General features: G+C 63.7%; 20 protein-coding genes and 1 pseudogene. 19 read left to right on the forward strand and 2 right to left on the reverse strand.

Going from position 1 to position 24,858, the window contains the following annotated elements; translation table 11 throughout:
* The first annotated feature begins 4 nt into the window (after positions 1-4).
* From IHE39_RS23545 to IHE39_RS23605, 13 genes and pseudogenes are all read left to right on the forward strand, one after another.
* Positions 5-1,375: a glutamine synthetase family protein gene (locus tag IHE39_RS23545; RefSeq protein ID WP_192568145.1), complete on the forward strand. Its 1,371-nt coding sequence runs from the start codon at positions 5-7 to the stop codon at positions 1,373-1,375.
* Between the two features lie 59 nt (positions 1,376-1,434).
* Positions 1,435-2,838, forward strand: a pseudogene (locus tag IHE39_RS23550) (aldehyde dehydrogenase family protein); the annotation flags it as partial.
* A gap of 181 nt (positions 2,839-3,019) precedes the next feature.
* On the forward strand, positions 3,020-4,192 hold the full coding sequence (locus tag IHE39_RS23555; RefSeq protein WP_192568147.1) for an iron-containing alcohol dehydrogenase: 1,173 nt from the start codon (positions 3,020-3,022) through the stop codon (positions 4,190-4,192).
* A 239-nt stretch (positions 4,193-4,431) separates the two neighbouring features.
* Positions 4,432-5,538, forward strand: a complete 1,107-nt coding sequence (locus tag IHE39_RS23560; RefSeq protein ID WP_184769577.1) for an ABC transporter substrate-binding protein — start codon at positions 4,432-4,434, stop codon at positions 5,536-5,538.
* Between the two features lie 63 nt (positions 5,539-5,601).
* Positions 5,602-6,516, forward strand: coding sequence for an ABC transporter permease (locus tag IHE39_RS23565; RefSeq protein ID WP_434781336.1), 915 nt, complete (start codon positions 5,602-5,604; stop codon positions 6,514-6,516).
* On the forward strand, positions 6,513-7,304 hold the full coding sequence (locus IHE39_RS23570; protein WP_184769578.1) for an ABC transporter permease: 792 nt from the start codon (positions 6,513-6,515) through the stop codon (positions 7,302-7,304). Before IHE39_RS23565 ends, IHE39_RS23570 begins: the two co-directional genes overlap by 4 nt.
* A 19-nt stretch (positions 7,305-7,323) precedes the next feature.
* Entirely contained in the window at positions 7,324-8,388 is a 1,065-nt protein-coding gene (locus IHE39_RS23575; protein ID WP_192568148.1) for an ABC transporter ATP-binding protein, read from the forward strand.
* A gap of 442 nt (positions 8,389-8,830) precedes the next feature.
* The gene (locus IHE39_RS23580) at positions 8,831-9,742 is read left to right on the forward strand and encodes a LysR family transcriptional regulator (protein ID WP_184769822.1); all 912 of its coding nucleotides are present in this window, start codon (positions 8,831-8,833) and stop codon (positions 9,740-9,742) included.
* Positions 9,743-9,959: 217 nt separating this feature from the next.
* Positions 9,960-11,114 (forward strand): ABC transporter substrate-binding protein, encoded by a 1,155-nt coding sequence (locus IHE39_RS23585; RefSeq protein WP_115730869.1) that lies wholly within the window; start codon positions 9,960-9,962, stop codon positions 11,112-11,114.
* A gap of 213 nt (positions 11,115-11,327) precedes the next feature.
* The gene (locus IHE39_RS23590) at positions 11,328-12,326 is read left to right on the forward strand and encodes an ABC transporter ATP-binding protein (protein WP_184769581.1); all 999 of its coding nucleotides are present in this window, start codon (positions 11,328-11,330) and stop codon (positions 12,324-12,326) included.
* Positions 12,323-13,294 (forward strand): ABC transporter permease, encoded by a 972-nt coding sequence (locus IHE39_RS23595; protein WP_192568149.1) that lies wholly within the window; start codon positions 12,323-12,325, stop codon positions 13,292-13,294. Before IHE39_RS23590 ends, IHE39_RS23595 begins: the two co-directional genes overlap by 4 nt.
* 251 nt (positions 13,295-13,545) lie before the next feature.
* Positions 13,546-14,361, forward strand: coding sequence for an ABC transporter permease (locus IHE39_RS23600; protein WP_184769583.1), 816 nt, complete (start codon positions 13,546-13,548; stop codon positions 14,359-14,361).
* A gap of 19 nt (positions 14,362-14,380) precedes the next feature.
* Positions 14,381-15,808 (forward strand): gamma-aminobutyraldehyde dehydrogenase, encoded by a 1,428-nt coding sequence (locus IHE39_RS23605; protein ID WP_184769584.1) that lies wholly within the window; start codon positions 14,381-14,383, stop codon positions 15,806-15,808.
* Positions 15,809-16,020: 212 nt separating this feature from the next.
* Here the strand turns inward: IHE39_RS23605 and IHE39_RS23610 are convergent, their stop codons facing one another.
* Both IHE39_RS23610 and IHE39_RS23615 read right to left on the reverse strand, forming a co-directional pair.
* On the reverse strand, positions 16,021-17,187 hold the full coding sequence (locus IHE39_RS23610; RefSeq protein WP_192568150.1) for a dihydrodipicolinate synthase family protein: 1,167 nt from the start codon (positions 17,185-17,187) through the stop codon (positions 16,021-16,023).
* The gene (locus IHE39_RS23615) at positions 17,156-17,542 is read right to left on the reverse strand and encodes a hypothetical protein (RefSeq protein WP_192568177.1); all 387 of its coding nucleotides are present in this window, start codon (positions 17,540-17,542) and stop codon (positions 17,156-17,158) included. Before IHE39_RS23615 ends, IHE39_RS23610 begins: the two co-directional genes overlap by 32 nt.
* Here IHE39_RS23615 and IHE39_RS23620 point away from each other — a divergent pair.
* From IHE39_RS23620 to IHE39_RS23645, 6 genes are all read left to right on the forward strand, one after another.
* Positions 17,498-18,541, forward strand: coding sequence for a LacI family DNA-binding transcriptional regulator (locus IHE39_RS23620; protein WP_434781337.1), 1,044 nt, complete (start codon positions 17,498-17,500; stop codon positions 18,539-18,541). The two genes, IHE39_RS23615 and IHE39_RS23620, sit on opposite strands and share 45 nt — an antisense overlap.
* Complete coding sequence (locus IHE39_RS23625) at positions 18,538-19,539, forward strand: Gfo/Idh/MocA family protein (RefSeq protein ID WP_192568152.1); 1,002 nt, start codon at positions 18,538-18,540, stop codon at positions 19,537-19,539. Before IHE39_RS23620 ends, IHE39_RS23625 begins: the two co-directional genes overlap by 4 nt.
* Before the next feature lie 2 nt (positions 19,540-19,541).
* Entirely contained in the window at positions 19,542-21,152 is a 1,611-nt protein-coding gene (locus tag IHE39_RS23630) for an acyl CoA:acetate/3-ketoacid CoA transferase (RefSeq protein ID WP_192568153.1), read from the forward strand.
* Positions 21,145-21,924, forward strand: coding sequence for an enoyl-CoA hydratase/isomerase family protein (locus tag IHE39_RS23635; protein ID WP_192568154.1), 780 nt, complete (start codon positions 21,145-21,147; stop codon positions 21,922-21,924). Before IHE39_RS23630 ends, IHE39_RS23635 begins: the two co-directional genes overlap by 8 nt.
* Complete coding sequence (locus tag IHE39_RS23640; RefSeq protein ID WP_192568155.1) at positions 21,924-23,444, forward strand: aldehyde dehydrogenase family protein; 1,521 nt, start codon at positions 21,924-21,926, stop codon at positions 23,442-23,444. The genes IHE39_RS23635 and IHE39_RS23640 overlap by 1 nt, the downstream gene beginning before the upstream one ends.
* Before the next feature lie 90 nt (positions 23,445-23,534).
* Complete coding sequence (locus tag IHE39_RS23645; protein WP_184769590.1) at positions 23,535-24,788, forward strand: ABC transporter substrate-binding protein; 1,254 nt, start codon at positions 23,535-23,537, stop codon at positions 24,786-24,788.
* The last annotated feature ends 70 nt before the right edge of the window (positions 24,789-24,858 follow it).

Below are 24,858 nucleotides of genomic sequence, written 5' to 3' on the forward strand. Positions count from 1 at the left end.
GTAAATGGCCGGAAATCTTACATTCGATCAGCTGAAATCGGCAGTGGCCGCCGGCGAGATCGATACTGTGCTCGCTTGCGCCGTCGACATGCAGGGGCGTCTGATCGGCAAGCGGTTTTTGGCCAAGTACTTTGTTGAGTCCGCCTATGACGAGACCCACGGCTGCAACTATTTGCTGGCCAACGACATCGATATGGAGCCGGTGCCCGGCTACAAGGCGGCAAGCTGGTCGAAGGGCTATGGCGATTTCGTCATGAAGCCCGACCTCAACACCATCCGCAACGTGCCCTGGCTCGAAAAGACGGCGCTGCTGCTCTGCGACCTCAAGGATCGCCACACGCATGAGGATCTGGCGCATTCGCCGCGCGGCATCCTGCGCAAGCAGGTCAAGCGGCTGCAGGATCGCGGCTATCTCGCCTATTTCGCCTCCGAGCTCGAATTCTACCTGTTTTCCGAAACCTACGATTCGGCGCGCGCCAAGCATTGGCAGAATCTCGACACCGCATCGCCCTATATCGGCGACTACCTGATCGGCATCACCACCAAGGAAGAAGGCGTCATGCGCCGGCTTCGCAACGACATGGAAGCCGCCGGCATCCCGATCGAAAACTCCAAGGGCGAGTGGGGCCCAGGCCAGGAAGAGATCAACGTCCGCTATGCCGAAGTGCTTGAGATGGCCGATCGCCATGTCATCTTGAAGAACGGCGCCAAGGAAATCGCAGCTAGCGAAGGCAAGGCGATCTCCTTCATGTCGAAATACAATTACGGCCTCGCCGGCAACTCCAGCCACATCCACAATTCGCTGTGGAGTGCCGACGGCAAGACGCCGCTGTTCTACGAAAAAGGTGCCGAGTGGACGTTGTCCAAGCTCGGCCAGCAATGGTCGGCCGGCCAGCTCAAATATGCCCAGGAGTTCACCTGGTTCCTGGCGCCCTACATCAATTCCTACAAGCGCTTCCAGTCGGGCACTTTCGCGCCGACCAAGATCATGTGGAGCGAGGACAACCGCACTGCCGGCTTCCGTCTCTGCGGCGAGGGCACCAAGGGCATCCGCATGGAGTGCCGTATCGGCGGCGCCGACCTCAACCCCTATCTCGCCTTCGCCGCGCTGATCGCCGCCGGCCTTGCCGGCATCGACGAGAAGCTCGAGCTGCAGAAGCCGTTTGTCGGCGACGCCTATCAGGCTGCCAGCCTGCCCGAAATTCCCAAGACCCTGCGCGATGCCACCGAGACCCTGGCGTCATCGAAGATGCTGCGGGAAGCGCTCGGCGAGGAGGTCGTCGAGCACTACGTCCACACCGCGCGATGGGAGCAGTTCGAATACGACCGCCGCATCACCGACTGGGAGCTGCACAGAGGCTTCGAGCGGTACTAAAGTCATCATCATTGCGTGACCTTCCCTTGGGCCTGCCGGCCAGGGGAGGGTGTTGAACTTGGAAGGACAAAAACATGACCGAGACGGTCAAACTCAAATCCCCCGTCGATGGCTCGATCTTTGTCGAGCGGCCCGTAGCTTCCGACCAGGCGGTCAATGCCGCGGTCGAACGCGCGCGCACCGCGCAGGCCGACTGGGCCAGGGTGCCGGTCGCTGATCGCGCCAATTACATGCTCAAGATGCTCGAGGCACTTGTTGCCATGAGCGACGAGATCGTGCCCGAACTGGCCTGGCAGATGGGCCGGCCGACCCGCTATGGCGGTGAGTTCGGCGGCGTCAAGGAACGTACCAACTACATGGTCGAGATCGCCGAACGCGCTTTGGCGCCGGTGCTCGCCTCCAATCCCAAGGACGGCTTCCTTCGCTACGTGAAGAAGGACCCGCTCGGCGTGGTGATGGTCATCGCGCCGTGGAACTATCCCTACCTCACCGCCGTCAACACCATCGTGCCCGCACTGATCGCCGGCTCGACCGTCATCCTCAAGCATGCCGCGCAGACGCTGCTCGTCGGCGAGCGCTTCGCCAAGGCCTTCGAGGCCGCCGGCCTGCCGAAATACGTCTTCCAGAACCTGGTGCTCAACCACGCCCAGACCGAGAAGCTGCTCGCCTCGGGCAAGATCGACCACGTCAACTTCACCGGCTCGGTCGCTGGCGGCCGCGCCATCGAAAAGGCTGCGGCCGGCACCTTCATGACGCTCGGCCTCGAGCTTGGCGGCAAGGACCCGGCTTATGTGCTGCCCGACGCCATGCTCGACCATGCGGTTGCCAATCTCGTCGAGGGCGCGTTCTTCAATTCGGGTCAGTGCTGCTGCGGCATCGAGCGCGTCTATGTCCATGAGAAGATCTACGACGAGTTCGTCGAGGGCTTCATCGCCGAGACCAAAAGCTACGTGCTCGGCAATCCGCTCGAGCAGGCAACGACGATGGGGCCGATGGCGCAGGCGCGCTTCGCCGACTTCATCCGCGAGCAGAAGGCCGAGGCCCTGCGCAAGGGTGCGGTCGCCCACATGAACACCAAAGACGACCAGGACAAGGCGGGTTCGCCCTACCTGCCGGCCGAGGTGCTGACCAATGTCGACCACCAGATGTCGGTCATGCGCGACGAAAGTTTTGGCCCCATCGTCGGCATCATGAAGGTGCGCAACGACGACGAGGCGATCGCACTGATGAACGACAGCCCCTACGGCCTGACCGCCTCGATCTGGACAGCCGACACCGAGCACGCCATTTCAGTCGGCGACCGCGTCGAGACAGGCACCGTGTTCATGAACCGCTGCGACTATCTCGATCCCGCACTGGTGTGGACCGGCGTCAAGGACACCGGCAAGGGCGCTGCGCTCTCGCAGATCGGCTACGACAACCTGACCCGGCCGAAGTCTTATCACCTGCGCGAGAAGATCTAGGTCGTCGATTAATGAACTACCCCTCTCCGCCTCGCTGCGCTCGGCACCTCTCCCCAAAGGGGCGAGGAAATTCTGCTGCGTCGCCGGCGCTTTTCAAGCTTGGGTTCCTCGCCCCTTTGGGGAGAGGTGGCCCGCAGGGCCGGAGAGGGGATCTTTGCAAACGTGGAAAGCCAGCAAACCCATGACAAAACTCATCTCCAAGTGGAACTACCCGACGACAGTTCGTTTCGGCGCCGGCCGCATCTCCGAGCTGCCCGATGCGCTTGCCGCCACCGGCATCAAGAAGCCGCTGTTTGTTACCGACCCGGGCCTTGCCAAGCTGCCGGTCGTCGCCTCGACGCTGAAGATCCTCGACGACGCCAAGGTGCCTTACGGCGTCTTCTCCGACGTCAAGCCGAACCCGGTCGAATCGAACCTCACGGCCGGCATCGCCGTATTCAAGAAGGGCAAGCATGACGGTGTCATCGCCTTCGGCGGCGGCTCGGCGCTCGACCTTGGCAAGCTGATCGCCTTCCAGGCCGGCCAGACCTTGCCGGTGTGGGATTTCGAGGATGTTGGCGACTGGTGGACCCGTGCCAATTCCGACGCCATCGCTCCAATCATCGCCGTGCCGACCACCGCCGGCACCGGCTCCGAAGTCGGCCGTGCCGGTGTCATCACCAATGAAGAGACCCACACCAAGAAGGTCATCTTCCATCCCAAGCTTCTGCCGGCGATCGTCATCGCCGATCCGGAGCTTTCGGTCGGCATGCCGTCCTTCATCACTGCCGGCACCGGCATGGACGCATTCGCCCATTGCCTCGAAGCCTATTGCGCGCCGGGCTACCATCCGATGGCTGACGGCATCGCCGTCGAGGGCATCCGCCTGGTGTTCGAAAACCTGCCCAAGGCCTATGCCAACGGCAAGGACCTGACGGCGCGCGCCCACATGATGAGTGCTGCCGCCATGGGTGCTGCTGCCTTCCAGAAGGGCCTCGGCGCGATCCACTCGCTGTCGCATCCGATCGGCGCGCTCTACGACACCCATCACGGCATGACCAACGCCGTGTTCATGCCCTACGTGCTTGCCTTCAACCGCGACGCTATCGAGGAGCGCATCGTCCGCCTGGCCGCCTATTGTGGCATCAAGGGCGGCTTCGACGGTTTTGCCAAGGCGGTCATCAAGCTGCGCAAGGAGCTCAAGGTGCCGCATGCGCTGCCCGGCCTGATCAAGGGCCTCGACATGGACAAGAAGCGCAAGTCGCTGATCGCCGACATGGCGGTCGTCGATCCGACCGCTGGCGGCAACCCGATCAAGCTCACCAAGAAGGCTGCACTCGGCTTGCTTGAAAACGCCATCGAAGGGACGGTTTGAGACCAGTGCCAAGAGGAAAAGCCGACTTGTATAGTCGGCAAAACAAAGGGGAGGGGCTTGGGAGGCATCCGGAATTTAATTAGCCGGTAAACAACGGCGACGATTGCGACAACCGATTAAAAGTAGTTAACTTTTTTCCACTGCGGGCGCTGGCTTCATGGAACTTTCATGTGACTGTCACATGAAGCCATTACCGCATCGCAGGCGTCTCATGGCGTCAGTTCAACGGAGAGAACAACATGTTCAAGTTTGCAGGGAAAGTGCTTTCCCTAAGCGCGGCGTCGCTGATGGTGACGACGGCTTTTGTGTCGGCCCAGGATATGGCCGCACTCGAAGCCGCCGCGAAGGCGGAGGGCCAGCTGACCACGATCGCGCTGCCGCATGACTGGTGCGGCTATGGCGCCGTCATCGAAGGTTTCAAGAAGAAGTACCCCGAGATCACTGTCAACGAGCTGAACCCCGATGCGGGCTCCAGCGACGAGATCGAAGCGATCAAGGCGAACAAGGACAACAAGGGCCCACAGGCGCCTGACGTCATCGACGTTGGTCTCTCCTATGGTCCGCAGGCCAAGGCCGACGGCCTGATCCAGCCCTACAAGGTCGCGACCTGGGACTCGATCCCCGACACCGCCAAGGATGCTGACGGCTTCTGGTACGGCGACTATTACGGCGTGCTGTCCTTCGAAGTGAACAAGGACCTCGTCAAGAACGTGCCGGCCGACTGGGCCGACCTGCTCAAGGACGAATACAAGAACTCGGTTGCGCTCGCCGGCGATCCGCGCGCGTCCAACCAGGCGATCCAGGGCGTATATGCCGCCGGTCTCGGCTCGGGTGCCACCGACGCTGCTTCGGCTGCCGAAAAGGGCCTCGCCTTCTTCAAGGAACTGAACGCCAAGGGCAACTTCGTGCCGGTCATCGGCAAGTCGGCCACCCTTGCCCAAGGCCAGACCCCGATCCTGATCACCTGGGACTACAACGCCCTTGCGGGTCGCGACACGCTGAACGGCAACCCGCCGGTCGACGTCGTCGTCCCCGCCACGGGCGTCGTTGCGGGCGTCTATGTCCAGGCGATCAGCGCTTACGCACCGCATCCGAACGCTGCCAAGCTGTGGATGGAGTATCTCTATTCCGACGAAGGTCAGCTCGGCTGGCTGAAGGGCTACTGCCACCCGATCCGCTTCAACGATCTCGCCAAGAACGGCAAGATCCCGCAGGACATGCTCGACAAGCTGCCGCCGGCCGCCGCCTATGAAAAGGCCGTGTTCCCGACGCTTGACGATCAGGCCAAGGGCAAGGAAGCGATCACCAAGCAGTGGGATGCCGTTGTCGGCGCCAACGTTCAGTAACTGAGCATGATCATCGCGGGCGGCTTCGCGGCCGCCCGCATCTTCTCTCAAGACGGCGCCCCGATGACCCAAGCCAGCATATCCGACACGGCCATCGCTACACACTCCGCTCCGCCGGACGCGCGCAGCGGTTTCCGCTTGCCAACCCATTGGCTCGGCGTCGCGCCCTTCTTCATCTTCGCCATGATGTTCTTGATCTTGCCGACGCTCTATCTCGTCATCGGCGCGTTCCAGAACGACCAGGGCCAGTACACGCTCGACAACATCCGCCAGCTCTTCATCGACAAGTCGATCCGCGACGCCTACTGGGTGTCGATCAAGATCAGCTTCTGGTCGGCCACCGTCGGCGCCTTCATCGGCCTCGCCATGGCGATCGCCATCGTGCGCGGCGGCCTGCCGGCCTGGGTGAGGTCGTCGACGATGACGTTTTCGGGCGTCGCCTCCAATTTCGCCGGCGTGCCGCTGGCCTTTGCCTTCCTCGCCACGCTCGGCCGTCTGGGCCTGGTGACCGTTCTGCTGCGTGGCATCGGCATCGACATCTACGCGATGGGCTTCAACGTGCTGACGTCGTGGGGCCTGATCATCGTCTACCTGTTCTTCCAGATCCCGCTGATGATCGTCATCATCACGCCGGCGATCGACGGGCTCAAGCGCGAGTGGGGCGAGGCGGCAGCCACGCTTGGCGCCACCACCTGGCAGTACTGGCGCATGGTGGTCATCCCGGTGCTGTGGCCAAGCTTCCTCGGCACGGTGATCCTGCTGTTTGCCAATTCCTTCGGCGCCATCGCTACGGCCTATGCCTTCACCGGATCGTCGCTCAACATCGTGCCGATCAAGCTTTATGCCCAGATCCGTGGCGATGTGCTGCACAATCCGCATCTCGGCTATGCGTTGGCCTTCGGTATGATCGTCGTCACCGGCCTCGCCAACATCTTCTATATCTGGTTCCGCACCCGCAGCGAGAGGTGGCTGAAATGAAGACCAGTCGCTTCTGGGCCTGGCTCGTCTTTATCGTCGGCGCCGCCTATTTCTTCATCCCGCTGATCGCCACCTTCGAATTCTCGCTGCGCATGCGGCGCGGCGAATACTCCTTCGACGCTTACCGCGTCGTGCTCGGCGATGCACGTTTCCAGGAGACCTTCGCCTATTCGGTGACGGTCGCTGTCTTCACCATCCTGCTCGGCGTGTTTCTCGTCGTGCCGACCGCCTACTGGATCAGGCTGCGCATGCCGCAGCTGAGGCCAATCGTCGAGTTCATCACGCTTTTGCCGCTGGTCATTCCGGCGATCGTCATCGTTTTCGGCTACATCAGGATGTATGGCTCGAACTCGCCACTGCCCTTCCTCGGCTCGGCGCGCGGTACCGACGCGCTACTGGTCATCGGCTATGCCACGCTGGCGCTGCCCTACATGTACCGCGCCGTCGACACCGGCCTGCGCACCATCGACGTGCGCACGCTGACCGAGGCGGCACAGATTCTCGGCGCCGGCTGGACCACGATCATCGCCCGCGTCATCCTGCCCAATGTGCTGATTGCCGTGCTGTCGGGTGCCTTCCTGACCTTCGCCATCGTCATTGGCGAGTTCACGCTGGCGAGCCTGCTCAACCGTCCGGCCTTCGGTCCTTACCTGCAGAACATCGGCGCCAATCGCGCCTATGAGCCGGCAGCACTTGCGGTCATCGCCTTCGCCATCACCTGGGGCTGCATGTCGGTGATCCAGATTCTCGCCCGTTTCGCGCCGAAGTCGGCAAACCGCCCGAACTGAACAAGAAGAGCACAAGCCAATGGCCGATCCCTTCCTTTCCATCCAGAGCGTCAAGAAGTCCTTCGGCAACGTCGCCGTGGTCAAGGACTTCAACCTCGACGTCGGTGCCGGCGAGTTCGTCTCCTTCCTCGGGCCGTCGGGCTGCGGCAAGACCACCATGCTGCGCATCGTCGCCGGCTTCGAGGAGCCCTCGGCCGGCAAGGTGCTGATCGGCGGCAAGGATGTCACCGGCCTCAAGCCGAACCAGCGCAACATCGGCATGGTGTTCCAGGCCTATGCGCTGTTTCCCAACCTGACCGTCGCCCAAAACATCGGCTTTGGCCTCAAGGTCGCCGGTATGCCCAAGGCGGAGGCCCAAGCGCGTATCGACGAGATGCTCGCCATCATCAAGCTGCCCGACTTCGGCGACCGCTATCCTTACCAGCTCTCCGGCGGCCAGCAGCAGCGCATAGCACTGGCGCGCGCGCTCGCGCCCAAGCCCAAGCTGTTGTTGCTCGACGAGCCGCTGTCGGCGCTCGACGCCAAGGTGCGCATTTCGCTGCGCGAGGAAATCCGCTCGATCCAGAAGAAGCTCGGCATCACCACCATCTTCGTCACCCACGACCAGGAAGAGGCGCTGTCGATGTCCGACCGCATCGTGGTGATGAACGAAGGTCGTGCCGACCAGACCGGCACGCCGTTTGAGATTTACAACCGGCCGTCGACCAAGTTCGTCGCCAATTTCGTCGGCACGCTCAACGTGCTCGAAGGCACGATCAGCGACGCGGCTTCCGGCACCGTCAAGATCAACGCCGAGGAGATCGGCCTCAAGGGCAAGCTCAACGGCTCGAAGGCAGGCGACACGCTGTCGCTGGCGCTCCGGCCCGAGGCGATCTCGCTTGGCCGCAAGGCCGGCAACGACTCCAACCTGACCGGCCAGATCGCCGACGTGCATTTCCTGGGCTCGGTCATCCGCGTCCGCGTCGGCGTCGGCCAGAACGTGGTGTCGCTCGACACCTTCAACAGCCCAAGCAGCCCGCCACCGGTCGTTGGCCAAAAGACCGAAATCAGCTTCTCCTCCGGCGACGTGCTGGTGCTGCACTAGGGGGCTTTGTATCGAACAAATCCTAAGCAAAGCGGGGAAGGCTTTCCCCGCTTTGCTTTTTTGGCAGCCGCTGCCTTGGGCTTTCGCCGCAGCCGGCAGTTTCGGCGCAGATCGCCATGCGCCTCATTCCTTCGCACCCCCCTCTGGCCTGCCGGCCATCTCCCCCACAAGGAGGGAGATTAGTCTCGTCGCCGGCGGCGCTCACCCTGGAACATCGCAGGGATTAGCCTAGCGATGTTGGCGATTGGCCGAGAGGTCGATGACGGCGTGATCTCCCTCCTTGTGGGGGAGATGGCCGGCAGGCCAGAGGGGGGTGCGAAGGATCGCTACCTGCGCAATTTGCTACATAGAGTGGCGCACCTTTTGTCCAGTGCTGCAACAAGCGTGGTTTGGCGAAGGGGAGGGCCTTCCCAAATCCCCCACCGCCCTGTTTAGTCCCGACATGGCCTTCACGCTTCGCCAGCTCCAGTTCTTCGTTGCCGTCGCCGAACAGGGCACGATTTCGCGTGCGGCGCAGAACCTGTCGATCTCGCAGTCGTCGGTGACCGAGGCGATTAAGGAACTGGAGGGCGATCTTGGCGTCGAGCTGTTCGAGCGCCATCCGCGCGGCCTCAACATCACCCACAAGGGCCACCAGTTCCTGCGTCACGCCACCAAGATCCTCGCCGATGTGTCAGACGCGCGGCGCACCTTCTTTGGCGGCCAGGCCACCGCCACCGGCCAGCTCAAGCTCGGCGTCACCTCGCTGGTCGCCGGCTACGTGCTCTCCGATCTTCTGGCGCGTTACCGCCGCGCCCATCCGGCGGTCGAGATCTCGGCGATCGAGGACAATGGCGATTATCTCGAGCACCTTCTGGTCGGCGGCAAGCTCGACCTCGCCGTCATGGTCACCTCCAATCTGCGTGACCGCATGGCGCTGCAGTCGGAGATCCTCGAGGTCTCGGCCTACAGGCTGTGGCTGCCGCTTGGCCACCCGCTCGCCTCGGCCGAGATCATCAGTGTCGGCGACATCGCGTCCGAACCGCTGATCATGCTGTCGGTCGACGAGATCGAGGAGAACACCGGCAAGCTGCTTGCGGCCATCGGCGCCAAGCCGCATGTCGCCTTCCGCACGCGTTCGGTGGAAGCCGTGCGTTCGCTGGTCGCTACCGGGGCAGGGGTGGCGCTGCTGCCTGACCTTGTCTACCGGCCCTGGTCGCTGGAAGGAGACAGGATCGAGTCGCGCGACGTCTCCGGTTCGCTGCCGGTGGTGCAGGTCGGCATGGTGTGGCGCCGCGGCTCGTCGCTGTTGGCGGCGGCGCGCGATTTCATCGGCATCGCCCAGGCGCAGCGGACCGTCCGCCAGAAGCTTTGACGCGGCCGCCCTGAAAATCGGTGTCGGAAAGCACAATGCTTCAAGATGCCAGAGCGTCCTTTGCGCGTCCGAACCGACGCGCGGCGCTCTCGGTATCGGAAAAACCGATATCACCCTTCTTTCGAATGAATTTGCGAAACCTGCGCTTTCACAGCACCTTTCGTGTCAGGGCAACACCGCCAATAAGAGAGCGGTTCCTGCACATGGGAGGATCGAGATGAAGGCATTTCTGAAATCCTGCACGGCAATCGCCTTGGCTTGCAGCTTTTCCGGCCAGGCGGTGGCGCAGGTCAAGGAAATCGGCGCTGGCGAAGGCCAGGTCAACATCATCGCCTGGCCGGGCTACATCGAGCGCGGCGAGACCGACAAGAACTACGACTGGGTGACGGATTTCGAAAAGGCGTCGGGCTGCAAGGTCAATGTCAAGACGGCTGCCACCTCCGACGAAATGGTGGCGCTGATGAACGAGGGCGGCTTCGACCTCGTCACCGCCTCGGGCGATGCCTCGCTGCGCCTCGTTGCCGGCAAGCGCGTGCAGCCGATCAATACGGATCTCGTCAAGAGCTGGTCGACCGTCGACGAGCGCCTCAAGGATGCGCCGTGGTTCACCGTCGATGGCCAGCATTATGGCGTGCCCTATCAGTGGGGCCCGAACGTGCTGATGTACAACACCAGCGTGTTCAAGGAAGCGCCGAAGAGCTGGAACGTTGTCTTCGAGGCGATGGACCTGCCAGACGGCAAGCCCAACAAGGGCCGCGTCCAGGCCTATGACGGCCCGATCCATGTCGCCGACGCCGCCAACTACCTGATGGCGCACAAGCCCGAACTCGGCATCAAGGACCCCTACGAGCTCAATGAGGATCAGTACAAGGCAGCGCTCGATCTGCTGCGCGTCCAGCGCACGCTTGTCGGTCGCTACTGGCACGACGCCATGATCCAGATCGACGACTTCAAGAACGAAGGCGTCGTCGCCTCGGGTTCGTGGCCGTTCCAGGTCAACCTGCTCGGCTCCGAAAAGCAGCCTGTCGCTTCGACCATCCCGGAAGAGGGCGCCACGGGCTGGGCCGACACGACGATGATGCATGTCGACGCCGCCAATCCGAACTGCGCCTATATGTGGCTCGAGCATTCGCTGAACCCCAAGCTGCAGGGCGACCTCGCCGCCTGGTTCGGCTCCAACCCCGCAGTGCCGGCGGCCTGCAAGGGCAACGCTCTGCTCACCGACGAAGGCTGCAAGACCAACGGCTTCGAGGAGTTCGCCAGGATCAAGTTCTGGAAGACGCCGGTGTCGAAGTGCGCCAGCCAGAACGATCAGTGCGTGCCCTATTATCGCTGGGTGTCGGATTATATCGGCGTGATCGGCGGCCGCTGAGGCCGGCAACAAACGATGCCCCCCTCGCCAGGCCGCATTGCGGCCGCCCTCTCCCTCAGGGGAGAGGGGGCGGAGGGCTTCAACCGACCCTTTGAGACGACCGCCTGACAGCGCGGCATGAAGGCATCGGCGGCCGCTGAGGCCGAATGCGCAGCCATGCCCGGGCATTTCGCCCCGGACGCATATGGCCCCAGACATCGGAAGCTAAAGACGATGACCCCAGCAGTCGCCTTTCAAAAGACCTCTCGCCACTTCGGTGCGGTGCGCGCGGTCGATGCCGTCGACCTCGAGATCAAGCCGGGCGAATTCTTCGCCATGCTGGGTCCGTCGGGCTCGGGCAAGACCACCTGCCTCAGGCTGATCGCCGGCTTCGAGCAGCCGACCGCGGGCAGCATCTCGATCTTCGGCGAACGCGCCGAGGGCGTGCCGCCCTATCGGCGCAACGTCAATACGGTGTTTCAGGACTACGCGCTGTTCCCGCATCTCAACGTGCTCGACAACGTCGCTTACGGGCTGATGGTCAAGGGCGTCAGCCGGGACGAACGCCACCGCGCCGCCGAGGATGCGCTCAAGCTGGTGCAACTGCCGGGCTATGGCGGCCGCAAGCCGGGCCAACTGTCCGGCGGCCAGCGGCAGCGCGTGGCGCTGGCGCGCGCTCTGGTCAACAAGCCCAAGGTGCTGCTGCTCGACGAGCCGCTCGGGGCGCTCGACCTCAAGTTGCGCGAAAGCATGCAGGAAGAGCTCAAGCAATTGCAAAAGGCGCTCGGCATCACCTTCGTCTTCGTCACCCATGACCAAGGCGAGGCGCTGTCGATGGCCGACCGGGTCGCGGTGTTCAACGACGGTCGCATCATGCAGGTCGGCGCGCCGGAGGATATCTACCAGCGTCCGGCATCGCGCTTCGTTGCCGATTTCGTCGGCTCGTCCAACGTGCTGCCGCCCGACTTCGTCCAGCGCTACGCCGGCGAGCGGCGCTGGGGCAGTCTCCGGCCCGAGCAGATCCGCATTCGCCGCGACACCTCAGGCGATGGCGTCGCCGCGCGCGTCGTCTCGCGCCACTATCTGGGTGCTGCGACCAAGCTGTCGCTCGACGCCGATGGCCTCAGGCTGCATGCCACTGTGCCGTCGGGCGCCGCCATCCCCGAAGATGGCGCCCATGTCATGCTGACCTTCAACCGCGACCAGCTCCATTTGATGGAGGAGCAGGCATGAGCGTCCAGGCTGTGTCAGGCGCGTCCGACGTGGCTGCCGCGATCCTGCCCAGGCGTGGCGGCTTCGCCGGTGCGCTGTCGGACCTGTTGTGGCGCAAGCCGGGGCTGCTGTTGTTCTTGATGCTGGCACCGCCGCTGCTCTGGCTTGGCGTCGTCTACATCGGCTCGCTGATTGCGCTTTTGGCGCAGAGCTTCTTTTCGATCGACGAATTCTCCGGCCTGATCAGCCGCGAGCTGACGCTCAAGACCTATGGCGACCTGTTCCAGCCGGCCAATCTCGACATCATCGTGCGCACGGTGACGATGGCCGCACTGGTGACACTCGCCTCGGCGGTCGTTGCGTTTCCCATCGCCTACTACGCGGCGCGTTATGCCCGCGGCAAATGGAAGGCGCTGTTTTATCTCGGCGTCATGCTGCCCTTGTGGTCGAGCTACCTCGTCAAGGTCTATGCCTGGAAGCTGATCCTCGCCAAGGAAGGCATCCTGACCTGGGTGTTTGCCAAGCTGCATCTGTCGTGGCTGCTCGACGGTTGGCTGTCATTGCCCGTCGTCGGCGGCAACTCGCTGTCGGTCTCGTTCACCGGCACCTTCATCGTCTTCGTCTATGTCTGGCTGCCGTTCATGATCCTGCCGATCCAGGCGGCACTCGAGCGCGTCCCCGGCAATCTGGTCGAAGCCTCCTCCGACCTCGGCGCGTCACCGGGCCAGACGTTCCGCAACGTGCTGTTTCCACTGGCACTGCCAGGCATCGTCGCTGGCTCGATCTTCACCTTCTCGCTGACACTCGGCGACTACATCATCCCGCAGATCATCGGTACGTCCAGGCTGTTCATCGGCCAGGCCGTCTATGCACAGCAAGGCACTGCCGGCAACATCCCGCTCGCCGCCGCCTTCACCGTCGTGCCGATCGTCATCATGGGCTTCTACCTCTGGGGCGCCAAACGCATGGGGGCCTTCAATGCGCTGTGAGTCCAGTCTCTTGGCGGAAGCACCCCCACTCCGTCGAGCCTCGCTCGACACCTCTCCCCCTGCCCGGGGGAGAGGAAGGGCGCGCGGGCACGGCTCGCGCTTCGACTTCCAGGTGAAGGGGCCGAGCGTGCCACAGCCTCTTCCTCTCCCCCGTCGGTCGGGGGAGAGGTGGTTTGCGCAGCAAACCGGAGTGGGGGGCGACCCTATCGCTCATGCTCATGAGGTCGACCATCTCCCGTTGGAGGCAGCCCATGCGCTCTGACCGCTCGCAATCAGCGCCCCTCGGCATCAAGATCGCAGCCGCCGTGGGCCTCGCCTTCCTGCACCTGCCGATCCTGCTGATCTTCGTCTACGCCTTCACGACGGAAGAAAAGAGCTACCAGTGGCCGCCGCCCGGCCTGACGACGCAGTGGTTCGCAGCCACCTGGGCACGGCCAGACGTCTGGCAGGCGCTCGGTCTGTCGGTGCAGGTCGCGGCGATCTCGACGGCTATCGCACTTGTGCTTGGCACGCTCTGTGCCGCCGCAGTCAGCCAGACCAGGTTCTTCGGCCGCGAGGCGATTTCGCTGCTGGTCATCCTGCCGATCGCGCTGCCCGGCATTATCACCGGTATCGCCCTGCGCTCGGCCTTCAGCCTGGCCGAAATCCCGTTTTCGTTCTGGACGATCGTGCTCGGCCACGCGACCTTCTGCGTCGTGGTCGTCTACAACAACGCGGTGGCGCGGTTTCGCCGCACCTCGGGCTCGCTGATCGAAGCCTCGATGGATCTCGGCGCCGATGGCTTCCAGACGTTCCGGCATGTGATCCTGCCCAATATCGGCACGGCACTCCTGGCCGGCGGCATGCTGGCGTTCGCGCTGTCGTTCGACGAGGTCATCGTCACCACCTTCACCGCCGGACAGCAGCAGACGCTGCCGATCTGGATGCTCGAGGAACTGGTACGGCCGCGCCAGCGCCCGGTCACCAATGTCGTCGCCATGGTCGTGGTTCTGGCGACCCTGCTGCCCATCCTCGCCGCCTATTACCTGACCCGCGAAGGCGACCAGATCGCCGGCGCCGGCAAATAAGACTCGAAAGGGAGAAGTCATGGACACCCAGATGCTGATCGGCTCGAAGTTCGAAAAAGGAACCGAGACGGAGGAGGCGATCCTCAACCCGCGCACCGGCGAGACGATCCTCAGCCTGCCGGAGGCCTCGCCGGCGCAGATCGAAGCGGCTGTCGCGGCAGCACAGAAGGCCTTCGTGACCTGGTCGAAGACCACGCCGGCGCAGCGCTCGGGTTATCTGCTCAAGATCGCCGACCGCATCGAGGCCGAGGCGGAAGGCTTTGCCAGGCTCGAGGCGCTCAATTGCGGCAAGCCGATCAACGCCGTGCTCAACGACGAGATCCCGGCGATCGTCGACTGCTACCGCTTCTTTGCCGGTGCGGTCCGTTCGATGCCCGGGCTGGTGGCCGGCGAATATCTGCCCGGCCACACCTCGATGATCCGCCGCGACCCGGTCGGCATCGTTGCCTCGATCGCGCCGTGGAACTATCCGCTGATGATGATGGCGTGGAAACTGGCGCCGGCAATCGCCGGCGGCAACACGGTTGTCTTCAAGCCGTCCGAGCAGACGCCGCTGACGGCGCTGAAGCTGGCAAGAATCCTCGCCGACGTGCTGCCGGAAGGCGTGGTCAATGTCGTGCTTGGCCGCGGCGAAAGCGTCGGCAACACGCTGATCAACCATGCGGCAGTCAGCATGATCTCGATTACCGGCGACGTCGCCACCGGCAAGAAGGTGCTGCAGGCGGCGGCCAAGTCGGTCAAGCGCACGCATCTGGAGCTTGGCGGCAAGGCGCCGGTCATCGTCTTCGACGATGCCGACATCGATGCCGTGGTCAGTGGTTTGCGCGCCTTCGGCTACTACAATGCCGGCCAGGATTGCACGGCGGCCTGCCGCATCTATGCCGGCAAGAAGGTTTACGACAAGCTTGTCGCCGACCTGTCGTCGGCGGTTTCGACCATTCGTTTCGGCCAGTCCGACGACACCGAAAACGAGATCGGGCCGTTGATCTCGCGGCGCCAGCGCGACCGTGTCGCTTCCTTCGTCGAGCGTGCCTCCGAGCTCAAGCACATCGAGATCACCACCGGCGGCAAGCCGGGCGAGGGCGGTGGCTTCTACTATCAACCGACCGTCGTTGCCGGTGCGCTGCAAGAAGACGAGATCGTGCGCCGCGAGGTGTTCGGTCCGGTGGTGTCGGTGACGCGCTTCTCCGACGTCGACGAGGCCGTCAACTGGGCCAATGACAGCGACTACGGCCTGGCGTCGTCGGTGTGGACCAAGGACATTTCGCGCGGCATGTCGACGGCGGCCCGGCTGCAATATGGCTGCACCTGGATCAACACGCATTTCATGCTGACCAACGAGATGCCGCATGGCGGCCTCAAGCAATCCGGCTATGGCAAGGACATGTCGGTCTATGCGCTGGAGGATTACACCGCGGTGCGCCACGTCATGATCGCACATGGGTGAGCGGCCGGTTTCGCGCGCAGCGCGAAAGCCATGATGCCGGTGGCATCATGGCAGGCCAGCGAACGGCGGGACGCTGCCGCAGGCAGCGGGGACCCGGCTGGACAGGCAGGCAGATGAGGGGCAGCGCAACTGGTCGAAAGTTCGAGCTGCCCCTCATCCGGCCCTCTGGGCCACCTTCTCCCCGTGAACGGGGAGAAGGAAGAGGTCGCCGGTCAGCCCACCCCGTATTGCGTCATCAGCGCTGCCATGCGCGCTGCGGCCAACTCCGGCCTGTCGAGCACATTGGCCTGGTCGGCGAGGCGGAAGACGTCAGCGTAGTGGACCGCACCTCGCGCCGACTGCATGCCCGCAGGCATCGTGAAATGGCTTTGGTGGCCGTTGAGCCAGGCGAGGAAGACGACGCCGGCCTTGTAGTATTGCGTCGGTGCTTCGAAGATCTTGCGCGACAGCGGCACCGTCGGTTCGATGGTGCCACGGAAGGTGGCGAGGTCGCCTTTGGCCAATGCCGCCAATGCCTTTGATGCCTGTGGCGCGACGGCGTCGAAGATGCCGAGCAAAGCGTGGCTGTGGTGGGTGCCGTCGCCTTCGATCAGGGCGGCATAGTTGAAGTCGTCGCCGGTGAAGCAGATCACGCCCTCGGGTAGGCGGCGGCGCAGCTCGATTTCACAAGCTTGGTCGAGCAACGAGATCTTGATGCCTTCGACCTTGTCTTTGTGCTCGGCGATGATCGAAAGCACCGTTTCCAGCGTGTCCTCGAAGCGCTCGCTGCCCCAATAGCCTGTGAGTTCGGGGTCGAACATGTCGCCGAGCCAATGCAGCACGACCTTGTTCCTGGCCTGGCCGAGGATGCGGCCATAAACCTTGCGATAGTCGTCCGGGGATCTGGCGACATGGGCAAGCGCGCGGCTCGCCATCATGATGGTGCGGCCACCGTGCTTTTCGATGAAGCCGAACTGCTCCTCATAAGCTGCGATCACGTCGTCGAGTGATCTGGCATCTTGTCTGGACAACTGATCAGTGCCGGCACCGCAGGCGAGGTCGGCGCCCGCAATCGTGCGCGCTTCAGCCAGCGAACGGCGGATCAGCTCCTGCGCGCCGGCCCAGTCGAGCCCCATGCCGCGCTGCGAAGTGTCCATCGCCTCGGCGATCTTGAAGCCGAGCGACCAAAGGTGGTGGCGGAAGGCCATCGTCGCATCCCAGTCGATGGCCGGGCTGTTCCATGGGTTCGCGTCGGCCCACGGATCGGCGACGACATGGGCCGCGGCATAGGCAATGCGGTTGAAAACCGGGGCGGCTTCAGGCCGTTCGGTCGGCGTGCCGACAAGGGCGTAGGTCTCGACGCTGCGGTCAACCCGCGGAAGCTTCACTACCTTGGCCATGGGTTCCTCCCTTGATCGGCTGCATCTCGTAATTTAGATCGTTCCAAATTTCAAGATGGAATTTCATGACGTCATGGACGGTGGTGCTGGATTTGCCGGTGGCGCGTCGTGTCGGAGAACTCAGACGTTGAGAAGTGTAGTAAATCGTTTGAAATGTCACATTGTGTACAAAATAAGCACCCAGAAGACCTGCATCGCGGAGTGCAGCCGTTGCGAAATCGATCGCGTCCGCCTGCTTCCATGCTTGACAGTTTGGAACGTTCCAATTATTTGACTCGGAAAAGGGAGCCAAAGACGCTTCCCCGGGAGGATCGTTTTGAAGCAGCCGAAGGTGACAGTTGTCGATGTTGCGCATGCCGCCGGCGTGTCGAAGTCGACTGTGTCGCTGGTGCTCCAGGGCAGTTCGCTGGTGAACGAGGCGACACGGGCCAGGGTGGGCGCGGTCATTCGCGAACTCGGCTATGTCTACAACCGGGGCGCCGCCAACCTCCGGCAGTCGAAATCGAAGATCGTCGGCATCGTCGTCAACGACCTGACCAACAGCTTCTTCGCCGAACTTGCCGTCGGTATGGACATGGTGGTGCAGTCGGCCGGCTACATCCAGTTCATGGCCAACACCTCGGAGAATGCCGACCGCCAGGGCGAGGTGATCGCCTCGATGCGCGAGCACGGCATGGCCGGGCTGATCCTGTCGCCGGCGCGCGGCACCACTGCCGCCGACCTCAGGCCGCTGGTCGACAGCGGCATTCCGGTGGTGCTGGTGGCGCGCAACGTGCCCGGGCTCAAGGTTTCCTCCGTCGTATCCGACGGGCATGCGGGGGCTGCGGCTGCCGTGCGGCACCTGATCGAGCTGGGTCATCGCCGCATCGCCTTTCTCGGCGGCTTTAACGATACGGCTGTGTTCGACGAGCGCATGCGCGGCTTCCGTGACGCGCTGCTGGAAGCCGGTCTCGACGCTTCGGATGAATTGGTCATCAGTTCGGCACCGTCGCGTGCGGGCGGTGTGGCGGCGGTCGAGCGCATGCTCGCCATGCGCGATCGCCCGACAGCCGCCCTTTGCTTCAATGACGCGGTGGCGTTCGGCGCCTGCGATGGCTTGCGCAGCGCCCGCATCGAGCCGGGCGTCGACTTTGGCGTCATCGGCTTCGACGACGTGATCGAGGCCAAGACCGCGGTGCCGGCGCTGACCACCGTTTCGGTCGATCCGCAAGGCATGGGCCGCCGCGCTGCCCAGTTGCTGCTCAAGCAGATCAATGCCGGTGATTTCGACGCCGAGGCGATGGTGGCTGCGGTGCGGCTGGTGGTGCGCGAAAGCTGCGGTGCGCCGCAACGGGTTAGGGAGCTTACAGCATGACGCGCTGGGGTCTGATCGGGGCGAGCACCATCGCCAGGGAGTGGGTCATCGGCGCCATCAAGGCGACCGGCGGCGAAGTGGTGTCGGTCATGAGCACCAATGCCGAGCGCGGACGAGACTATGCCGATGCGAACGGCATCGCGAAATCTGTCACGTCGCTCGAGGAAATCGTCGGCGATGCCGGTATCGACGCCGTCTACATCTCGACCACCAACGAATTACATGTGGAACAGGCGATTGCCGCAGCCAAGGCCGGCAAGCATGTGCTGTGCGAGAAGCCGCTGGCGCTAACCGTTTCGGACGCCCGGGCAATGGTGCATGCGGCGAAGGATGCCGGGGTCGTCCTGGCGACGAACCACCATCTGCGCAATGCGGCGAGCCACCGGGCGATGCGCGACGCGATTGCCGCAGGCCGCATCGGCAAGCCGCTGGCGGCACGCGTGTTTCATGCCGTCTATCTGCCGCCGCATCTGCAGGGCTGGCGCCTCGACAAGCCGGAAGCCGGCGGCGGGGTGATCCTCGACATCACGGTGCATGACGCCGACACGTTGCGCTTCGTGCTTAATGACGATCCGGTCGAAGCCATCGCCCTCAGTCAGGCGGGCGGCATGGGGCAGGCGGGACTGGAAGACGCCGTGATGGGGGTGCTGCGCTTCAAGTCGGGCCTGGTTGCCCAGTTCCATGATGCATTTACCGCGAAATTTGCCGAGACGGGTCTGGAGGTGCACGGCACCGAGGGTTCATTGATCGCGCGCAATGTCATGACGCAGAAGCCGGTCGGCTCGGTCGTGCTGCGCAACGCCGAGGGCGAGCACGAGCTCAAGCTCGACCAGCGCAATCTCTACGAGACCGGGCTCCAGGCGTTCCATGACGCTGTCGCAGGCAAAGGCCAGCCTTCGGCGACGGGTGAGGATGGTGTGTGGTCGCTGGCGACAGGGCTCGCGGTGGTCAAGTCGGCTGCGACCGGCAAGGCGGTCGCCATCGAGGCTGGGTTGTGACCATGGGCAAGCACATCACCCCTGATCAAGCCGCAGCACTTATTCCCGACGGAGCAATCGTGTCGGTGTCGTCGTCGAGCGGGCTCGGCTGCCCCGATCTGATGCTGAAGGCGATCGGCGAGCGCTTCGACGCAACTGGCCATCCGCGCGAGCTGACGACGTTGCATCCGATCGCCGCAGGCGACATGAGCGGCATCAAGGGCGTCGACCACATCGCCAAGAAGGGCCTGCTCAAGAAGATCATCGGCGGCTCTTATCCGTCGGGGCCGTCGAGCGCCGAACCGCCGCTGATCTGGCAGATGATCGGCAATGAGGAGGTGGCTGCCTACAACGTGCCATCGGGCATCATGTTCGACCTGCATCGCGAGGCGGCGGCCAAGCGGCCGGGCGTGCTGACCAAGGTCGGGCTCGACACCTTCGTCGATCCGGAACGCCAGGGCTGCGCGATGAATGCGCGCGCAGCGGCCGAACCGCTGGTCAAGAAGGTCAGCTTCGAAGGCGAAGACTGGCTGTTTTTCCCCGCGATCAAGCCTGAGGTGGCGATCATCCGGGCGACGACCGCTGACGAGCGTGGCAACCTGACTTACGAGCACGAAGGTGCCTATCTCGGCGGGCTCGAACAGGCGCTGGCAGCGCGCAACAATGGCGGCATCGTCATCGCCCAGGTCAAGCGCATCACCAAAGACGGTTCGCTCCGGCCGCATGACGTGCGTGTACCGGGTATGCTGGTCGACTACATCGTCGTCGACCCCGAACAGAAGCAAACGACGCAGACGGCCTACGACCCGGCAATCTCGGGCGAGATCATGCGCCCGCTCGACAGCTTCCGCGTACCCGAATTCAACATCCAGAAGGTGATCGCGCGCCGCGTGGCGCAGGAACTCGAAGCCGGCAGTGCGGTCAATCTCGGCTTCGGCATCTCGGCCAACGTGCCGCGCATCCTGCTGGAGGAAGGCCTGCATGGCGAGGTCACCTGGGTGATCGAACAAGGTGCCGTCGGCGGCGTGCCGCTGCTCGACTTCGCCTTCGGCTGCGCGTCGAACGCCGACGCCTTCATGCCTTCGCCCTACCAGTTCACCTATTTCCAGGGCGCGGGTTTCGACGCTTCGCTTTTGTCGTTCCTCGAGATCGACCGCAGCGGCTCGGTCAACGTTTCCAAGCTCAGCTTCCGGCCGCATGTCACGGCGGGTGCGGGCGGTTTCGTCGACATTACGGCGCGGGCGAAAAAGATCGTCTTTTCCGGCATGTTCAATGCGGGCGCCAAGCTCGAAATCGCCAATGGCAAGCTGGTCATCGACAAGGAAGGCAAGCTCAAGAAGCTGGTCAACGAGGTTGAGCATGTCACCTTCTCGGGCCGGCGCGGCGTCGAGCAGGGCCAGGACATCACTTACGTCACCGAGCGTTGCGTGATGAAGCTTACGCCTCAAGGCATCGTGCTGACCGAGATCGCGCCTGGCGTCGAACTGCAGGCGCATATCCTCGACCAGTCGGAGTTCCCGCTGATCGTTTCCGACAAGCTCAAGCAGATGGATGCGGCCCTGTTTGCCGACGCTCCGATCGGCCTCATGCTGCCGCGCAAGCCGGTGCGAAAGCTGGAGGGCGCTCATGGCTGACCAGCGCATCAAGGTCGAATTCGAAGGCCACATCGCCGTCATCACGGCGGCCCGGCCCGACAAGCTCAACGCCTTCGACATCGAGATGCTGAAGGCGCTGTCGGGGGCCTGCGACGAGGTCGAGGCCAATGCGGAGGTTCGCGTTGCAATCCTGACCGGCGAAGGCAAGGCGTTTTCAGCCGGCGGCGACATCAAGGCCTGGGGCGGCATGACGCCGAACGAGTTTGGCCACGCCTGGGTACGCTTCGGCCACCGCGTGTTCGAGCGGCTGGCGACTTTGCGCGTGCCGCTGGTTGCTGCCATCAATGGCCATGCGCTGGGCGGCGGGTTGGAACTGGCCATTGCCGCCGACATCCGCATCGCCGAACGCCATGTAAAGATCGGCCTGCCCGAGACCGGGCTCGGCATGGTGCCGGGCTGGTCGGGCACGCAGCGGCTGGTGCGTCGTGCCGGAGCACAGGTGGTACGGCGCATGGCGCTGGGCGGCGAGATCTTTTCCGCCGACGAAGCAGCTGTGCTCGGGCTGGTCGACAAGGTTGTCGAGACAGGCGAGGCGGTCGCAGCCGCGCGCGACTACGCCGCCCGGATCGCCGCTAGGGGGCCGGCGGCAGTCGAGGTCGCAAAACTGATGATCGCGACGGCGAGCGGTGAAGACAATGGCACTGCCGTCGAGGCGCTGGGCTCGATTCTCGTCGCCAAGACCGGGGACCTCAAGGAGGGGCTTGCCGCCTTCAGCGAGAAGCGTGCCGCCAAATTTGCAGGAGAATGGTGATGACGGTCCTGATGCGCCCCAAGCCGCTCGACGGCTTCAAGGTCCGCGAGTTCAAGATGCTGATCGACGGCAAATGGACAGCCGGTGCCGAAGGCAAGACGATCGAGCGCTCAAGCCCCGGACATGGTGCTGTGGTCAGCCGCTATCAGGCCGCGACGTCTGTCGATGCCGAGCGTGCCATTTCGTCGGCCCGCAAGGCCTTCGACGAGGGCCATTGGCCACGCATGACCGGTGCCGAGCGTTCGCTGATCCTGTTGCGTGCCGCTGACATGATCGCAGCCAGGGCAGACGAACTGGCCCTCCTCGACTGCATCGAGTCGGGCAAGCCGATCTCGCAGGCCAAGGGTGAATTGGGTGGTGCCGCCGACATCTGGCGCTATGCGGCAGCACTTGCGCGTGACCTGCATGGCGAGAGCTACAACACGCTGGGCGACGGCACGCTGGGCGTGGTGCTGCGTGAGGCAGTGGGGGTCGTTTCGATCATCACGCCGTGGAATTTCCCGTTCCTGATCGTCAGCCAGAAGCTGCCCTTCGCGCTCGCCGCCGGCTGCACGGCCGTGGTCAAGCCGTCGGAGCTGACCTCAGGCTCGACGCTGGTGCTGGGCGAAATCCTTGAGGCCGCAGGCGTTCCCGCTGGTGTGGTCAACATCATCGTCGGCACCGGCCCTGAAGCCGGCGCGCCGCTGACCAGCCACCCCGACATCGACATGGTGTCGTTCACCGGCTCGACCGGCATCGGCCGTCTGACCATGGCGAATGCCGCGCAGACACTGAAGAAGGTGTCGCTGGAACTCGGCGGCAAGAACCCGCAGATCGTCTTCCCCGACGCCAATCTCGACGATTTTGTCGATGCGGCGGTGTTCGGGGCCTATTTCAACGCCGGTGAATGCTGCAACGCCGGCTCGCGGCTGATCGTCCATCGCGACATCGTTGACGACGTGACGGCGCGTGTCGCAGCCCTTGCGGCCAAGGTCAAGCTTGGCGATCCGCTCGACCCCGCAACGCAGGTTGGTGCTATCATCACGCCGCAGCATCTTGCGAAGATCGTCAGTTACGTGAAAGGTGCGAGCGAGAGTGGCGCTGACGTCGCCATCGGCGGGTCTGCCGCCGATCTCGGCCTTGGCCAGTTCATGGAACCGACGATCCTGTCGTCGGTCGCCCCCGACATGGCGGTGGCGCGCGAGGAGGTGTTCGGACCGGTGCTTTCGGTGCTTGCCTTCGAGACCACTGACGAGGCGATCCGCATCGCCAATTCGATCGACTATGGCCTGTCGGCCGGTGTGTGGAGCCGCGACTTCGACACTTGCCTGACTGTCGGCCGTCGCGTCCGCGCCGGTACCATCTGGATGAACACCTTCATGGACGGCGCTTCCGAACTGCCGTTCGGCGGCTACCGCCAGTCGGGCATCGGCCGCGAACTCGGCCGCCATGCGGTGGAGGACTACACCGAGACCAAGACGCTCAACATGCATATCGGACCGCGCACGGGCCACTGGATGCCGAAGGAGGCACGGGCCTGAGGCGGTAGGAGGAATTCCCCGAGGCGGGGCCAAGGGGAACTTATGTCACGCAATGATGCGTGAGGAACTTGCAACCCGGGAGGAACTGGAATGCGTAAGTTTTTGATGAGTACGGCAGCTGTGGCGGCACTGTTTGCCGCGCCGATGCCGATGGCACATGCCGAAGACAGCGTGGAAGTGCTGCACTGGTGGACGTCGGGAGGTGAGGCAGCCGCACTCGACGTGCTGAAGAAGAACCTGGAAGGCCAGGGCGTGACCTGGAAAGACATGCCGGTTGCCGGCGGCGGCGGCGAAGCGGCGATGACCGCGCTGCGCGCCCGCGTCACCGCAGGCGATCCGCCCACCGCCGTGCAGGCGCTTGGCTTCGACATCACCGACTGGGCCAACCAGGGCGTCGTTGGCGATCTCGGCGAAGTCGCCGACAAGGAAGGCTGGGACAAGGTCATTCCGGCGGCACTGCAGGGCTTTGCCAAGCATGACGGCAAGTGGATCGCCGCACCTGTCAACGTGCACTCGACCAACTGGGTCTGGATCTCCAAGAAGGCGCTCGATGCTGCCGGCGGCAAGGCACCGGAGACCTGGGACGAACTGGTCGCGGTTCTCGACAAGATGCAGGCCAACGGCATCACCCCGCTCGGCCATGGCGGCCAGGCCTGGCAGGATGCGACCATCTTCGACTCAGTCGTGCTTTCGCTCGGCACCGACTTCTACAAGTCGTCGATGATCGATCTCGATCCGGCGGCTCTGGGCGGCGACAAGATGGTCGAAGCCTTCGACCGCATGGCCAAGCTCAAGAGCTATGTCGACAAGGACTTCTCCGGCCGCGACTGGAACCTTGCCTCGGCGATGGTCATCGAAGGCAAGGCCGGCATGCAGATGATGGGTGACTGGGCCAAGGGCGAGTTCCTCAAAGCTGGCCAGAAGCCGGGCACCGACTTCGTCTGCATCCGCTTCCCCGGCACGCAGGGTGCAGTGACCTTCAACTCCGACATGTTCATGATGTTCAAGGTCGGCGATGACAAGAAGAAGGCCCAGATGCAGATGGCGGCCGATATCGAGGATCCGGCGTTCCAGTCCTCGTTCAACGTAGTCAAGGGCTCGGTTCCTGCTCGTACCGACGTGCCGGATACCGCGTTTGACGATTGCGGCAAGAAGGGCATCAAGGATCTGGCGGAAGCCAGCACCGGCGGCAAGCTGTTCGGCTCGATGGCCCATGGCTATGCCGCGCCGGCTGCTGTGAAGAACGCGCTCTATGACGTGGTGACACGCCACTTCAACGGCGAGATCGACTCCAAGGCCGCCGCCAAGGCGCTGGTCGAGGCCGTCGCTGCCGCTAAGGGGTGAGACGCCGGTTTGCGCTGCAAATCCATCGTGCCGGTGGCACGATGGAAGGCGGCGAACGCCGGGGAGCTGC

The sequence above is a fragment of the Aminobacter carboxidus genome (assembly GCF_014863355.1).
Lineage (GTDB): Bacteria > Pseudomonadota > Alphaproteobacteria > Rhizobiales > Rhizobiaceae > Aminobacter > Aminobacter carboxidus.

Coding starts and splice junctions, on each gene's coding strand:
- IHE39_RS23545 (WP_192568145.1), top strand. CDS start 5: ATGGCCGGAAATCTTACATTCGATCAGCTGAAATCGGCAGTGGCCGCC.
- IHE39_RS23555 (WP_192568147.1), top strand. CDS start 3,020: ATGACAAAACTCATCTCCAAGTGGAACTACCCGACGACAGTTCGTTTC.
- IHE39_RS23560 (WP_184769577.1), top strand. CDS start 4,432: ATGTTCAAGTTTGCAGGGAAAGTGCTTTCCCTAAGCGCGGCGTCGCTG.
- IHE39_RS23565 (WP_434781336.1), top strand. CDS start 5,602: ATGACCCAAGCCAGCATATCCGACACGGCCATCGCTACACACTCCGCT.
- IHE39_RS23570 (WP_184769578.1), top strand. CDS start 6,513: ATGAAGACCAGTCGCTTCTGGGCCTGGCTCGTCTTTATCGTCGGCGCC.
- IHE39_RS23575 (WP_192568148.1), top strand. CDS start 7,324: ATGGCCGATCCCTTCCTTTCCATCCAGAGCGTCAAGAAGTCCTTCGGC.
- IHE39_RS23580 (WP_184769822.1), top strand. CDS start 8,831: ATGGCCTTCACGCTTCGCCAGCTCCAGTTCTTCGTTGCCGTCGCCGAA.
- IHE39_RS23585 (WP_115730869.1), top strand. CDS start 9,960: ATGAAGGCATTTCTGAAATCCTGCACGGCAATCGCCTTGGCTTGCAGC.
- IHE39_RS23590 (WP_184769581.1), top strand. CDS start 11,328: ATGACCCCAGCAGTCGCCTTTCAAAAGACCTCTCGCCACTTCGGTGCG.
- IHE39_RS23595 (WP_192568149.1), top strand. CDS start 12,323: ATGAGCGTCCAGGCTGTGTCAGGCGCGTCCGACGTGGCTGCCGCGATC.
- IHE39_RS23600 (WP_184769583.1), top strand. CDS start 13,546: ATGCGCTCTGACCGCTCGCAATCAGCGCCCCTCGGCATCAAGATCGCA.
- IHE39_RS23605 (WP_184769584.1), top strand. CDS start 14,381: ATGGACACCCAGATGCTGATCGGCTCGAAGTTCGAAAAAGGAACCGAG.
- IHE39_RS23610 (WP_192568150.1), bottom strand. CDS start 17,187: ATGGCCAAGGTAGTGAAGCTTCCGCGGGTTGACCGCAGCGTCGAGACC.
- IHE39_RS23615 (WP_192568177.1), bottom strand. CDS start 17,542: ATGCGCAACATCGACAACTGTCACCTTCGGCTGCTTCAAAACGATCCT.
- IHE39_RS23625 (WP_192568152.1), top strand. CDS start 18,538: ATGACGCGCTGGGGTCTGATCGGGGCGAGCACCATCGCCAGGGAGTGG.
- IHE39_RS23630 (WP_192568153.1), top strand. CDS start 19,542: ATGGGCAAGCACATCACCCCTGATCAAGCCGCAGCACTTATTCCCGAC.
- IHE39_RS23635 (WP_192568154.1), top strand. CDS start 21,145: ATGGCTGACCAGCGCATCAAGGTCGAATTCGAAGGCCACATCGCCGTC.
- IHE39_RS23640 (WP_192568155.1), top strand. CDS start 21,924: ATGACGGTCCTGATGCGCCCCAAGCCGCTCGACGGCTTCAAGGTCCGC.
- IHE39_RS23645 (WP_184769590.1), top strand. CDS start 23,535: ATGCGTAAGTTTTTGATGAGTACGGCAGCTGTGGCGGCACTGTTTGCC.